Genomic DNA, 13007 nt, shown 5'->3' with positions numbered 1-13007 from the left:
TGGAAGGTTCACTCGAAGGATCACGCGGTGACCGCGCCTACATCAGCAGGACACGCTCACCACCGTGGTCGTCGTACACCACTCTGATGGACTCCACTCTCGATGACGCCGCTGCGGGTGATCAGGCCGGCAGCCTCGGTGAACATCTGGCCGATCTCCTGCAGGGTGGGGTCGACATCGATCCCACCACCGGCCGAGCGGTGCAGCGTTCTGGCCGATCGTTCGAGCTGGTCGATGACCTGTCTGCCGCTGCCGGGCAGGTCCGAGCGTTGCGGGAGCTGGTGCCACAGCTCGCTGGCCCCTTCGACGACCTCGCCCCAGGCCCGGAGCATCGCGCGACCGTCACGGTGGGGTGCCTCGTACAGCAGGTCGCGGGCCAGGACGTTGGCGCGGTCCATCAGCTCTCCGGCGCTGGGCGGGTAGATCGTGGGCTGGCGTCGCCGGTTCATGAGAACTCCCCCACCGTCTCGATGAGGAGGTCAACGACCGACACGATGCCGGGGGGAAAGTGGTGGACCGGTGCTGTCCGGCTCAGCTCCTCCGCACGACGGGCCAGTTCGACAGGATCGGCTCCGGCGGCGCCTGGCCGATCCAGGAGCGCATCCCGGTATGGCTCCGGGACCAGGTGGAACACCTGGTCCCGGGCATACGTCAGGTTGCTCGCCAGCGCCACCGTGTCCAGGTCGCGGCTCTGGTGAGCCCGCCGATCGGCCTCGGTGCCTGCCTGCCACAGCAGCTGGTGCATGTGCACCAGGACCCGGGCGGCGTCGGGTGTCGTGTCGCTCATGTGGTCGATCTCCTTCGGTTGTGCCATTCCGGACGGCGTCCGGTTCATGGCTACGCGTTCAGGGACGGGGTCGAGCCCAGTACTGCCCCATCTGGGGAGGAGAGGCCGGAAGGGCCGGCCTGTGGACAAGTCCTGCGCCTTGTCGGTGTCGACGTGCAGGCTGCTGTTCATGCCCCCTAAAGCGGGGGACCAAAGGCCTGGGACTCACCGATCCGAAATCAGCTGGCGGCAAAGCGGCAGTGGGTCACTTGGGAGGTGGCGCGATGACACTGGGCAGGGCGCGGCGGGCACGGGCGCGCGCACTGGTCGTGCCGATGCTCATGAGTGCCCCGATGTGGTTGGTCGTCGGTGAGCTGACGCTGGGCTGGTACGACTCCGTCCGCCACCTGGGGCGGTACGGTCCCGCGGCCCTGACGCTGGTGGTCCTGCTCCTGCTGGCCGCGGCCGCCGACACCGGGCCCGGCGAGAGATGGCTGGCCCGCCTCGTCCTGCGCGCACGCGCACCCCGGCTCCACCAGCGGCACACGTTGGCGCCGGTGGCCGAGATCCTGCTGCGACACGGCGTCCCACCGCAGCGGCTCGTGCTGCTGGTCGGTCCGGGCCAGCAGGTGGGCGTCACCGCGCTCGGTCGGCGCACCGTGGTGGTGAGCAGAGGGCTGATCGACGCGGTCTGGTCAGGGCAGCTGCGACCACAGCAGGCGGCGGCGGTCATCACGCACGAGGTCGGGGTGATGCGCTCCGGGCTGACCCGTCACGACCCAGCCATTATGGTCCTGCTGGCCCCGTGGACGGTCTGGATCACGTGGATCGCCATCATGTGGGGCGTCGTTGCGGCCTTCCTGAGCCACCGGGTAATGGTGGCGTGCCTGGTCATCCACGCCGGCGTGGGGATCTGGCTGGGAGCCACCGAGGACCCTGCCATGTACGTCTCGACCGTCGTCATGGCTGTGGTGCTCGCCACCTGGTGGTCCATCCGGTCCTGGGACCGCGCCCGCGCCCAGGTCGGTGACCAGTACCTCCTGCAGGCTGACCTGGCCGGGGTCTACGCCGATCTGCTGACGGCGACCTTCAACAACGACGACTACACCCGTGATCGCGCGGTGCGGCTGCGGCATCCGCAGCTGCAGCACGGGCCCTCGGTCGTCGGTGACGGTCCGCCGGTGGCGAGTGCCGTGCTCAGTACGACGGGCCGCTGAGAGTGGTGTTCCCTGCGTCGCGCCGTTCTCGGCCGGCGCTCTCCCTGACCAGTTCCTCGTGTTCCTGGCGCGCCTGCGCTTCCTGGAGCCGCCGGGAGTTCTCGAGCTCCTCGGCCCGTGCGGCGTCCTGCGTGCGCGCAGCACGCTGGGCCTCCAGCGCGGCTCTTGCGGCGTGAGCGGAGCGGTGGTCCGTCGGGGGAGTCTTCATCGTTGATCTCCTTCGATGCTTGCGCCGGTGTCAGTCACCAGGCGCAGGTGTGGTCGGCGGTCACCGGTCGGAGCGGGACCGCCCGCCCCGGGCAGGGTGATGCGCAGGAGTCGGGTCCCGTCCAGGAGGGCGCTGCAGGCAACGCGCAGAAAGCGCTGTGACGCGCCCAGGGAGGTGTTCACCGTCGCCGCGAACTGCTCGTCGCGGCACAGGCCTGAGGACGCCGGGCTCATCGCATGCACGGCCGCGTGCAGCGAGGACGCCGCTGTTGCCACGGCCAGCGTCACCGGAGGGATGGCGATCCGCACGACCCCGGGACGCTGCTCGAGATCCCGCACCCGGGCCAGCAGCAGGGCGGCGTCCGAGGCTGCCACGCGCACCTGGTGCCGCAACAGGCCGGCCTGGTCGAGAACCACCTGGGCGGAAACCTGCTCCCGCACAGCATGCGCTCCCCAGCGTTCCAGCTCGTCCTGGCAGGTCGACACCGCAATGTGCAGACCATTCAGTCGTTCAACCAGTCGTTCAACCAGGCCGTCAGGTGGAGACCCTGCAATCGGGGAGGCTGCGAGGGGCATGCCGGTCATCGCGGCATCGATGGCCCGGCGGTGGAATCGCGGGAGGGTTCGCGGTGGATGCGCATCCGATCCCGGGCTGCCAGCGAGATGACCTCGACGTCCCGCGACGCCTGGATGGCCACGCTCTGCGCGCGGCCGAGCTCCTGGTCGACGTACCGACCGTCTGAGTAGGCGGCCAGGACAGAACCGGAGACCGATGTGACCTCAACACCAACCCGATCGCGGCCGGGGCGTGGCAACATTTGGCGGGCGCGGTCTGCTTCGGCCCCTAGCCGTTCGCTGACGCGCTGGATCACCGGTCGGGTCGTCTCCAGGTCTTCCTGCAGCGAGATGAGCTGGCGACGAAGCCGGCCAAAATCGATCTCCTCGCGGGCGCTGCCCGGGTGCAGACCGTCGACCATCACCACCGCGGCCTTCAGGTTGGCCACCGCGCGTGAGATCCGACGGTCCACACCCAGGCCGGCCTCGCCGGCCTCCTCGCAGCGCCCGCGAACGAGCGAAGTGCCTCACCCTGGCTCTCACGGTCCATGCTCTTGACCCGGTCCTGCTGGACCCCCTCGGCCAGGGACAGCCAGGACCGCGCGTCATTCGTGCTCTTGTCCATCTGCCGAAGCTGCTGGCGGGCATCCTGTAGAGCACGGTGGGTCTCGCCCGGGATCCAGCGGGTGTCGGCGAGGTCACTCCTGGTGTCTCTGGTGATCTCACTCATGGGAACCGGTCACCTCCGGGCCGGCCAGGAGGTCATCGAGCTGCGCGGTCGCCTGGTCCAGCAGCTCGTCGACCCTGTCGGTGGCCGCCTGGGCCTCGCGCAGCTCCTCGGCGGGGGTGACGAGCCCATTGGTGCGATGTTGTGTCATGGCAGGTGTCCCTTCTCTTGCGTCGGGCTCATACGTGAACCCGCCTACCTACCAAAGCGGCCGAGAAGGCCCCTGGGTCTCACCTCTTCACCGTTCGACCCCTGGCGCGGGTGGGCAGGCTCCACCACCCGGCAGGTCCCGGTGAGCCCTCATCCGTTCGCGTGCTGCCTGTCCCACGGGATCGATCGCCCCCAGCACGGTGCTGGTCTGGCTCGAGACCCGGGAGACCACCTCATCAACCCGGTGCCCTTCCGTGGACGCCGAGCGCAGCGTGCGGTTCAGCAGGTCGGTGTGGACGGTATCTACCGCCCCGCTGGTCGGGGCGGACTCCCGCGCCGCAGCAGCAGACCTGAGCAGTGCAGCCTGCGTGCGTTCCAGCTCCACCCGTGCCCCCTCCAGCGACCTGTGCAAGCCCGTCGCGACATGCCGAAGACGCGCCTGGTCCTCCTGTTCCTGCTCGGTCCTTGGGTCGATCGCCTCGGCCTCCTGTCGCCCCGCGGTGAGAAACCGTTGCGCGGAAGCTAACCGCTTCTCCGTGTCCTCCCCTTCGGCGGCCGCGGTCTCGCACTGGTCAGCGAATGCACGCAGCAACGCCCGCCGGTCCTCGGCCGGAGGCCACTGGCCGCCGCGCTGCGCCCAGTCGACGTCCTCCAGCAGCTGGGACGCGCGAGCGAGCTCGTCCTGCATCGCCTGGACGCCGTCACGCGCCCCCACCAGAACCCGCCGGGACTCGGCAAGGGCATACAAGGACCGCCCCCACCCTTCGGCCCGGTCATCCTGCCGGAGCCTAAGATTCTGGCCCTCACTCATCAGCGGACGCTCCCTGCGGCTCGTCCTCGACCACGTCGGAGACGTTCACCTAGAGGCGGGGTCTGTGCTGGCAGACGCAGTGCCGCCACGGGTACTCCCGCCCCGCCCTGGAGTCGATGCAGTCCGCCGGCCCATGAACAGGCCGGCACGGCTCGCAGATCACGGCCACCTCCTGGGTCAGGGGTGTCCGGCAACGGGCCAGACTCCCTACCCACTAAAGCGGCGCAGGCGGGCTCAGGGACTCACTCGAAGCAGAGACGTTCCCTCAGGTGGCCGGACGCAGCTGCGAAGCAGGTAGCCGCACAGTCGTCACCACCTGGTCCTCCTCAACCGCGCACACCACCCAGGCCGCCCACCCATCAGGGGTGCTCTGCCAGCTGACCACCAACGCCTCCACCTCCGCAGTTCCCGGCCGCAGACGCGCCCACGCATGCCGTGCTTCCTCGAGGATCTCGACGAAGGCGTTCAGCACTGGCAGGTCACGGCCGCTCCAGGTGTTCCCTCAGGCCTTCATTTCTCCATACGCCACCGACAGACCCCGCGACAGTGGGCTGGATAGAGTGACCACCAGTGCATACCGGTAATGACAACCCAAGGCTGGCGGCGGAGCAGCGCGCGCGTTTGCTCATCGACCGCCAGCTCACTGATGCCGGGTGGTCGGTCCAGGACAAGAAGGACTTGAACCTGTTCGCCGCCAACGGGATCGCTTGCCGCGAGGCCGTGATGAAGCAGGGCCACGGTCGCGCTGACTACCTGCTCTACGTCGACAAGAAGGTCGTCGGAGTCATCGAGGCCAAGCCGGAGGGCACGACCCTGTCGGGGATCGAGTGGCAGTCCGCGATGTATGCCGCCGGGCTGTCGGCCGAGGCCCAGCTCCGATCCGTCACCGTAGACGGGCGTCTGCCATTCGTGTTTGAGGCCAGCGGATCGGAGACCCACTTCACCAACGGCTACGACCCGCACCCGCGGGCACGACGGGTCTTCAACATCCCCAAACCGGTCACCCTGGCGCAGATCATCCGGGACGCGGAGGCGGACCCAGAACACCCGACGTGGCGTGCCAAGGTCCGCCACCTCCCGCCGCTGGACGAGCGGCCGCTGCGGCCGGCGCAGATCACCGCGATCAAGGGCATCGAGACGAGCCTGGCGGACCAGCACTTCGACCGGTCTCTGGTACAGATGGCTACCGGAGCCGGCAAGACCTTCACCGCCGTCACCACGGCATACCGGCTCCTGAAGTTCGGGGGCTTCCGCCGCGTCCTCTTCCTGGTTGACCGCAATAACCTGGCTGAGCAGACGATCGCGGAATTCCAGAACTACCGCACCCCGGGGGACGGCCGCCGGTTCAACGAGATCTACAACGTCGACAAGCTCACCAGCGCCGGCATGCTGGGCTCGTCCAACGTCGTCGTCTCCACCATCCAGCGCGTCTTCTCGGTGCTGCGTGGCCAGGAGGTCACTCCGGGTGACGACCCAAACCTCGACGATTATGTCCCCGACGCGCCAGTCACGGTGACCTACTCGGCCGCCCTGCCGCCGGAGGCCTTCGACCTGGTCATCGTCGACGAGGCCCACCGTTCCATCTATGGGGTGTGGCGCGGGGTGCTGGAATACTTCGACGCTCACGTCATCGGCCTGACCGCGACCCCGGGCAAGCAGACCTTCGCCTTCTTCCGGCAGAACATGGTCTCGGAGTACACCTACCCCCAGTCCGTCGCCGACCGTGTCAACGTCGACTTCGACCTATACCGGATCCGTACCCAGATCAGCGAGCAGGGCGGCGCGATCGAGGCCGGCACCATCGTCCCCAAGGTCGACCGTCGCACCCGCAAGGAACGGCTCGAGGCCATCGAGGAGGACTTCGAGTACACCCAGAAGAATCTCGACCGTGCCGTTACCGCCAAGTCCCAGATCCGCACCGTCCTGGAGACCTTCCGCGACCGGCTCTTCACCGACATCTTCCCCGGCCGCTCGACGGTCCCCAAGACCCTGATCTTCGCCAAGGACGACGCTCACGCAGAGGAGATCGTCACGACCGTGCGCGAGGTCTTCGGCAAGGGCAACGACTTCGCCGCCAAGATCACGTATGCCGCGCGCGACCCCAAGGGACAGCTCCAGGCCCTGCGCACCTCCCCCTCACTGCGCATCGCCGTCACGGTCGACATGATCGCCACCGGCACCGACGTCAAACCCCTTGAGTGTGTCGTCTTCATGCGTGACGTCCGCTCCGCGCAGTACTTCGAGCAAATGAAGGGCCGCGGCGCGCGCACTATCTCGCCTGCCGACTTCCAGTCCGTCACCCCGGACGCCTCGGCCAAGACCAGGTTCGTGATCGTCGACGCGGTCGGGGTCACCGAGCATGACTTCGTCGACCCGCCACTGAACCGGGAGAAGGGCATCTCCCTGAAGAAGCTGCTCGACAAGGCGGCCACCCTCACCCTTACCGAGGACGAGACCGCCACCCTCGCCTCCCGCCTGGCCAAACTCGAGCTCCAACTCACTCCGGAGGAGCGGACCGAGCTGGACGATGTCGCGGGCGGCCCGGTCCGAGACATCGTCCGCGGACTTGTCGACGCCGTGGACCCCGACACCCAAGCCAAGGCCCTTGACGGTGCGGCCGATCCGGAGGCGGCGCGCCGCGACCTGCTGGAGCGGGCGGTCGAACCAGTCGCGGCCAACCCGGAGCTGCGCACCCGCATCCTCGAGCTGCGCGCCGCGCACGACCGGGTCATCGACGAGGTCAACAAGGACGTCCTCCTGGGCGCCCACGGCGTCGTCGACCCCAACCGCGCGAAGGTCGTCGTCGAGTCCTGGTCGCAGTACCTGAAGGACCACCGCGACGAGATCACCGCGATTCAGCTCGCGACCGAGGCCAAGGTGCTCCGCATCCCGTTCACAGACATCCAGGAGCTGGCCGACCGCATCTCACGCCCGCCCTACAACTGGACGCCCGACATCATCTGGGACGCGTACGCGAGCATCGACGTCGACCGCGTCCGGCACAGCGACCGGCACACCCTGACCGACCTGGTGTCACTGCTGCGCTATACCGTCGGACTCGACAACGAGCTGGTCCCCTACGCGGCCCGCGTCCAGGAGCGGTATGCCGCGTGGCTGGCCCAGCAGGAGCAGGCCGGATCGGTGTTCTCGCCCTTGGAAAGGTGGTGGCTGGACCGCATGGTCGACGTCATCGCGTCCTCGGCCGGAATAACCGCCGACGACCTCGACCGCTCCCCATTCACCGACAGAGGTGGAGTCGATGGCGCCCTGCGAGACCTCGGCGACCGCGCCGGTGACCTTCTCGACGAACTCAACGCGGAGCTCACCGCGTGACGTGGCCAATCGTGAGTCTGGAGTCACTGGCGGCTTCGTTCAAGGGCGCGATCACAGATGGTCCGTTCGGCTCAAATCTTGCGCGCCAGCACTACCGGGAGTCCGGGCCGCGAGTCGTCCGTCTCCAGAACATCGGCGATGGGGTCTTCATCGACAACCCCGCGCATATCGATCCAGAACACTTTGGGAGTCTTCGCAAGCACGAAGTGATCCCTGGCGACCTGCTGGTCGCCTCGCTTGGTGAGAACCTCCCACGGGCTTGCTTGGCCCCAGACGGACTGGGGCCCGCGATAGTCAAGGCGGACTGCATTCGAGTGCGGCTTCGTGACGACGTGGACCCCCGTTGGGTGAACTACTCCATGCAGCGACCATGGGTAAGGAAGTGGGCAGAGCAGCATCGACACGGGATGGGACGCCCTCGCCTGGGGCTACGGGGCATCCGGGCGATCCCCGTGCCTTTGCCGCCGCTGCCGGAACAGCGCAAAATCGTTGACGTACTCGAAGACCACCTCTCTCACCTCGACGCCGCCGGCACAGACTTGGCGCGTGCACGCACCAGGCTGGGAGCACTCTGGGCGGCGACGCTCTCCGAAGCTCGAAGGGGCTTAGAGGTTGCACTTCCAGAGGTCGCGGACATTCAAGGCGGGATCCAGAAGCAACCCCGCCGGGCACCGACGATGCACCACTACCCGTTCCTGCGGGTAGCCAACGTGACTGCGTCAGGACTGGACCTCAACAACGTTCATCGCATCGAGCTGTTTGGTGATGAGATCGAACGCCTGCGCCTAGTGCGCGGAGATCTTCTGGTAGTCGAGGGCAACGGCAGCCCAAGCCAGATCGGCCGAGCCGCGACGTGGGACGGCTCCATCGAGAACTGCGTGCACCAGAACCACCTGATCCGAGTACGGCCTAGGAGCGGCCTGCTGCCGGAATACCTAGAGGCGGCGTGGAACGCACCCGAGCATCGGCGGAAGTTGCTGGATGTTGCGAGTTCAAGCAGTGGTCTGTACACGCTCAGCGTCTCCAAGCTGAAGCGGCTTACCGTACCGTTGCCCTCCCTCGACGAGCAGCGGCGGGTGTTGGAGCAGGTCGGTGAGCTTCGCGACTCAGTCAGACGACTGGAGAGGCAGTCTCAGAGGCTAGATCGCGAGCTGAATCGCTGCGCCGGGCTATTCTGACTGCAGCGTTCGAGGGGAAGCTGACCGGACACGACACGGACAGCGAAGTGATCGATGAGGTCGCCAGCGCATGAACGGCAAGCAGGTGAAGTTGTTCCTGGTTGACCGGACTCCGGGTGGGTTGACGACGGCCGAGATCACGAACTGGACGGGGCACGTCCTCTCGGCTCGTCGGTCAGACCTCGCCGATTTGCTCAAGCGGGAGAGACTCAACGGACCGGGGTCTACCCGCTGCTCGGCGACGACGAGGCCGCGCTCGGTGACACCAGATGCTACGTCGGTGAGGCCGACGTGATCGCCACTCGACTTCGCTACCACGCGAACGACAAGGACCGAGGATTCTGGGATCGAGTCGGGGTGATGACGTCGAAGGGCACGAACCTCACCAAGTCCCACGGCCGCTACCTGGAATCGCGACGGATCCAGCTGGCGACCAAGGCAGGTCGAGTCTCGTTGCAGAAGGGCACTGCGCCGCCCTCGCCAAACCTGCCGGAGGCGGACGCCTCGGACAGGGAGTACTTCAGCGGGCAACTGCAGATCATGTTGCCGGTGTTGGGAGTGAACGCCATTCGGGTGCGTCCGACACACTCGCCTGTCCCATCGAATCCGATGGAGTCGCCGATGCTTACGCTGAGCGACGCCAAGAGCGGCGTGGCCGCTTCTTCGCAGCACGTCGATGGTGAGTTCACGCTCCTGGCAGGCTCCCGAGTAGTCCCGAGGTGGCACGGTGTCGGCAAGGCCACCAGCACCCAAAGGGCCTACGCCGGCTACCGCGCCCCGCACGAGAGCCTTCTCGCGGACGGGTCCATCGTCGCTGAGGGCGGCGTCGGACTGGCCCTTAGCCGCGACATAGCCTTCTCCTCGCCCTCGACAGCGGGGGCCGTCGCACTGGGCCGTTCGTGTAACGGTCGGGTCGAGTGGGTGTCACCTGGGGGTTCGGTCGGCGCGTGGGAGAGCCGTGGCGTTGACTGAGCAGCCCATGGTCGACGTACACGCCTTGCTGAGGTGCCTCGCCGCGAAGCGACCTGTCTTTCACTCCGAGGCGGACTTCCAGTTCGCCTTCGCCTGGGAAGCGAAACTCCAGAATCCGGACCTGGACGTACGCCTGGAGACCCATCCCGACCTGCGGTGAGGCTCGATCTCGAACTTGTCGCCCCGGGCGGGGAACGTGGTGTGGCTGTCGAACTGAAGTACATGACTCGACTCTGGGCCGGAGCAGCGCGAGGAGAAGCGTTCACACTGAAGAACCACGGAGCGTCTGACCTGCGCGGCTACGACGTCATCAAGGACATCCATCGGGTCGAGGGCTTCGTCTCGGCCCGACCCGGCTGGGCGGGCCTGGTGATCGCGCTGACCCATGATGCCGGGTATTGGCGGGCCCCGACTCACGGGCGGGCGACCAACGCGAATGCCTTCCGGCTCTACGAAGGGTCACTCCTGAACGGTTCGCGTTCCTGGGGACCGTACACCGGCGGAACCTCACGCGGACGTGAGGCTGCACTCGAACTGCGCGGGTCATACCCACTGACGTGGGCCGACTACTCCTCGCTGGGTTCGGGCCCAGCCGAGACCTTCCGCACACTCGTCGTTGAGATCGGAGAACTCGATGAGCACGACCACTGACGCACGCCGCCTGGTCGACAAACTGTGGTCCTACTGCGACGTGCTGCGCGACGACGGGGTGGGCGTTCTGGAGTACACCGAGCAGCTCACGTACTTGCTGTTCCTGAAGATGGCGCACGAGCGCGCGAACCGGAAGCTCAAGCCGCAGCGGATCGTGCCCGAGGAGTACTCCTGGCAGCGGCTCTTGGACGCCCAGGGTGTCCAGCTGGAGGTCGAGTACACCCGCATCCTCACGGGCCTGGCCCGCGAGCCGGGTGTGATCGGCACGATCTTCCGCAAGGCCCAGAACCGCATCCAGGACCCGGCCAAACTCAAGCGTCTCGTCGTCGACCTGATCGACAAGGAGAACTGGTCCCAGACCGGCACCGACATCAAGGGTGACGCCTACGAGGAGCTGCTCAGTAAGGGCGCCTCGGACAAGGGGTCCGGTGCCGGGCAGTACTTCACCCCACGGGCCCTCATCCAGGCGATCGTCGACGTCATTCAGCCGACCGTCGACGACACCGTGGTCGACCCCGCCTGCGGCACCGGCGGGTTCCTACTGGTGGCACACGAGCACGCCGAGCAGGGCGCAGAGTCGATGACCCCGACCCAGCGGGCGAAGCTGCAGGACGAGCTCGTCCGCGGTTACGAACTCGTCGACGGCACCGCGCGCCTCGCAGCGATGAACCTGCTCCTGCACGGGATGGGCACCGCTGACGGCGACTCGCTGATCGAGGTCCGTGACTCCTTAATCGCCGATCCGGGACTGCGGTGGTCGGTGGTGCTGTCCAACCCGCCGTTCGGGAAGAAGTCGTCGCTGACGATGGTCGGTGCCGACGGCCGCGAGGTCCGAGAGGACCGGGAGATCGAGCGGCAGGACTTCGTAGCGACCACGAGCAACAAGCAGCTCAACTTCGTCCAACACATCATGACGATCCTCGACACCAACGGCCGCGCAGCCGTCGTCCTGCCCGACAACGTGCTCTTCGAGGGCGGTGCGGGCGAGACCATTCGGCGCAAGCTGCTGGCCGACTTCGACCTGCACACCATGCTGCGGCTGCGACCGGCATCTTCTACGCCCAGGGCGTGAAGGCCAACGTCCTCTTCTTCGACAAGAGGGTCGCCCGCCCCGACACCCCGTGGACCGAACGGCTCTGGGTGTACGACCTGCGCACGAACAAGCATTTCACCCTCAAGCAGAACCCGCTGAGGCGTGCCGATCTTGACGACTTCGTCACTGCATACCAGCCGGGCAGGCGGGGCGAACGGCAGGAGGGCGAGCGGTGGAAGTCCTTCACCTATGAGGAGCTCGTCGCCCGCGATAAGGCCAACCTGGACATCACCTGGCTGCGTGACGAGTCCCTCGAGGACCTGGACAACCTGCCCTCCCCGGAGGTGCTTGCTCGCGAGATCGTCGAGGATCTCTCGGCAGCAGTGGCAGAGTTCGAGGCTGTGGCCGTGGCCCTGGATGAGCAGCTCGGACAACCCCTGTAGCACTCACGCTCACAAGCACCGGTTCGTTCGACCCGGGTGAGTCACCCTGAGTCGCCCACTGGCGCAAGGTAGCCGTGCCCGCTGATCGCGCACGTCCACCGTCGGCACTCGAGCCGTCGACATTCACGGCTTTTCTCCGCCAGCGGTTCACCGTTGCCCAGGTCACTTAGCTTAGGGCCTCCGGCAACCGCGCGCACTCACCCCGGCATGCTCTCAGCCGGCCCCGCCGAGGCCGGCGCAACCTCGGGCGACTCCTCGCCCTGGTCCTCGCCGCCCCTAGTGTCGCTCTGCTCCTCGCCCTGGTCCCCATCACCCCCAGTGTCGCCCTCGTCCTCGTCAGTGACGCCCCGGATGAGCCGGTAGACCTCACGCCCCGTGAGCGTGTCATCACCGCACCACGCCAGCGCCTCCTGCGTACTCAGCCCCTCCTCCTCGATCAACGACCGCAGCGCCCGCCCTGCTCGCTGCTCGCAGTCGCTCACCACCGCGGCCCGCTCAGCCAGCGCGACGGCCACCGCCTCGCCCCGCTTCGCCAACCTCCGCTCCCGCTTGGCCTGTTCCTGGAGCACCTTCGCCCGGGCCTGCCGTGCACGCGCCCGCGCCTGCTGCCTCACCGTCTGCTTCTGCATCGCAGTGCACCTTTCCTCGATCTACAAAGAACCGCCGGACACGACCTAAAGCGGACCTACACCGCCCAGGGACTCACCCCGACCAATCCCGACGGACCATCCGAGCCGAGTTTGACCCGCAACGACTCGCCGACCCGAGCCCGAGCGAAACCGACCCTGAGCCTGACCGAGAACGACCCTGGGCCTGACCGAAACCGCCCTGCTCATGTCCCACACACCTCTGGCATTCCCGGACCAAGCGAGCATTATCGCGTCAGAAGTCACACCCGCCGGGTGGTCTGCGGATTAGTAGGGACTCCGACGTCCCCACGCGTGTCCGTTGACCAGGGACGCCC

General features: G+C 67.2%; 14 protein-coding genes and 1 pseudogene. 6 read left to right on the top strand and 9 right to left on the bottom strand.

Annotated features, from left to right (window positions below):
- Positions 1-56 precede the first annotated feature (56 nt).
- Positions 57-449, bottom strand: a complete 393-nt coding sequence (locus tag BJF81_RS10330; protein WP_075958269.1) for a hypothetical protein — start codon at positions 447-449, stop codon at positions 57-59.
- Positions 446-835: a hypothetical protein gene (locus BJF81_RS17560; protein ID WP_143780794.1), complete on the bottom strand. Its 390-nt coding sequence runs from the start codon at positions 833-835 to the stop codon at positions 446-448. The genes BJF81_RS10330 and BJF81_RS17560 overlap by 4 nt, the downstream gene beginning before the upstream one ends.
- A 215-nt stretch (positions 836-1050) precedes the next feature.
- Between BJF81_RS17560 and BJF81_RS10320 the strand changes: the two genes are divergently transcribed.
- Positions 1051-1983, top strand: a complete 933-nt coding sequence (locus BJF81_RS10320; RefSeq protein WP_075958267.1) for a hypothetical protein — start codon at positions 1051-1053, stop codon at positions 1981-1983.
- On the opposite strand, the gene BJF81_RS19650 is transcribed toward BJF81_RS10320, so the two are convergent.
- The 6 genes from BJF81_RS19650 to BJF81_RS18045 all read right to left on the bottom strand — a co-directional run bounded on the left by BJF81_RS19650 (position 1964) and on the right by BJF81_RS18045 (position 4905).
- Positions 1964-2191: a hypothetical protein gene (locus BJF81_RS19650; RefSeq protein ID WP_075958266.1), complete on the bottom strand. Its 228-nt coding sequence runs from the start codon at positions 2189-2191 to the stop codon at positions 1964-1966. The genes BJF81_RS10320 and BJF81_RS19650 overlap by 20 nt on opposite strands.
- Complete coding sequence (locus tag BJF81_RS10310; RefSeq protein ID WP_143780793.1) at positions 2188-2775, bottom strand: hypothetical protein; 588 nt, start codon at positions 2773-2775, stop codon at positions 2188-2190. Before BJF81_RS10310 ends, BJF81_RS19650 begins: the two co-directional genes overlap by 4 nt.
- A complete protein-coding gene (locus BJF81_RS10305; protein ID WP_075958264.1) occupies positions 2772-3194 on the bottom strand; it encodes a hypothetical protein in 423 nt (140 codons plus the stop codon). The genes BJF81_RS10310 and BJF81_RS10305 overlap by 4 nt, the downstream gene beginning before the upstream one ends.
- 273 nt (positions 3195-3467) lie before the next feature.
- A complete protein-coding gene (locus BJF81_RS18050; RefSeq protein WP_158068661.1) occupies positions 3468-3623 on the bottom strand; it encodes a hypothetical protein in 156 nt (51 codons plus the stop codon).
- 87 nt (positions 3624-3710) lie between these two features.
- Positions 3711-4433: a hypothetical protein gene (locus BJF81_RS10295; protein WP_075958262.1), complete on the bottom strand. Its 723-nt coding sequence runs from the start codon at positions 4431-4433 to the stop codon at positions 3711-3713.
- A gap of 265 nt (positions 4434-4698) precedes the next feature.
- Entirely contained in the window at positions 4699-4905 is a 207-nt protein-coding gene (locus BJF81_RS18045) for a hypothetical protein (protein ID WP_075958261.1), read from the bottom strand.
- A gap of 149 nt (positions 4906-5054) precedes the next feature.
- Here BJF81_RS18045 and BJF81_RS10285 point away from each other — a divergent pair, with 149 nt between their 5' ends.
- The 5 genes and pseudogenes from BJF81_RS10285 to BJF81_RS10265 all read left to right on the top strand — a co-directional run bounded on the left by BJF81_RS10285 (position 5055) and on the right by BJF81_RS10265 (position 12043).
- A complete protein-coding gene (locus BJF81_RS10285; protein WP_237770179.1) occupies positions 5055-7766 on the top strand; it encodes a type I restriction endonuclease subunit R in 2712 nt (903 codons plus the stop codon).
- 11 nt (positions 7767-7777) lie between these two features.
- Positions 7778-8944: a restriction endonuclease subunit S gene (locus BJF81_RS10275; protein WP_237770178.1), complete on the top strand. Its 1167-nt coding sequence runs from the start codon at positions 7778-7780 to the stop codon at positions 8942-8944.
- A gap of 360 nt (positions 8945-9304) precedes the next feature.
- The gene (locus BJF81_RS10270) at positions 9305-9916 is read left to right on the top strand and encodes a DUF4357 domain-containing protein (protein ID WP_202817471.1); all 612 of its coding nucleotides are present in this window, start codon (positions 9305-9307) and stop codon (positions 9914-9916) included.
- A 156-nt stretch (positions 9917-10072) separates the two neighbouring features.
- Positions 10073-10567, top strand: a complete 495-nt coding sequence (locus BJF81_RS17555) for a hypothetical protein (RefSeq protein WP_143780792.1) — start codon at positions 10073-10075, stop codon at positions 10565-10567.
- Positions 10551-12043: pseudogene (locus BJF81_RS10265) on the top strand (type I restriction-modification system subunit M). Before BJF81_RS17555 ends, BJF81_RS10265 begins: the two are co-directional and overlap by 17 nt.
- A 197-nt stretch (positions 12044-12240) precedes the next feature.
- Here the strand turns inward: BJF81_RS10265 and BJF81_RS10260 are convergent.
- On the bottom strand, positions 12241-12672 hold the full coding sequence (locus BJF81_RS10260) for a hypothetical protein (protein ID WP_075958258.1): 432 nt from the start codon (positions 12670-12672) through the stop codon (positions 12241-12243).
- Between the last annotated feature and the right edge of the window lie 335 nt (positions 12673-13007).

Origin of the sequence: Ornithinimicrobium sp. CNJ-824 (genome assembly GCF_001942405.1) — a bacterium.
Lineage (GTDB): Bacteria > Actinomycetota > Actinomycetes > Actinomycetales > Dermatophilaceae > Ornithinicoccus > Ornithinicoccus kibberensis.
The sequence above is the reverse complement of the archived record's forward strand: the minus strand, read 5'-3'. Positions and strand labels throughout refer to the sequence as shown.

Bases quoted from the DNA above. Each gene is read 5' to 3' on its own strand.
- BJF81_RS10330 (WP_075958269.1), bottom strand. From the start codon at position 449: ATGAACCGGCGACGCCAGCCCACGATCTACCCGCCCAGCGCCGGAGAG.
- BJF81_RS10310 (WP_143780793.1), bottom strand. From the start codon at position 2,775: ATGACCGGCATGCCCCTCGCAGCCTCCCCGATTGCAGGGTCTCCACCT.
- BJF81_RS18050 (WP_158068661.1), bottom strand. From the start codon at position 3,623: ATGACACAACATCGCACCAATGGGCTCGTCACCCCCGCCGAGGAGCTG.
- BJF81_RS19650 (WP_075958266.1), bottom strand. From the start codon at position 2,191: ATGAAGACTCCCCCGACGGACCACCGCTCCGCTCACGCCGCAAGAGCC.
- BJF81_RS10260 (WP_075958258.1), bottom strand. From the start codon at position 12,672: ATGCAGAAGCAGACGGTGAGGCAGCAGGCGCGGGCGCGTGCACGGCAG.
- BJF81_RS17560 (WP_143780794.1), bottom strand. From the start codon at position 835: ATGAACCGGACGCCGTCCGGAATGGCACAACCGAAGGAGATCGACCAC.
- BJF81_RS10295 (WP_075958262.1), bottom strand. From the start codon at position 4,433: ATGAGTGAGGGCCAGAATCTTAGGCTCCGGCAGGATGACCGGGCCGAA.
- BJF81_RS10320 (WP_075958267.1), top strand. From the start codon at position 1,051: ATGACACTGGGCAGGGCGCGGCGGGCACGGGCGCGCGCACTGGTCGTG.
- BJF81_RS10270 (WP_202817471.1), top strand. From the start codon at position 9,305: ATGACGTCGAAGGGCACGAACCTCACCAAGTCCCACGGCCGCTACCTG.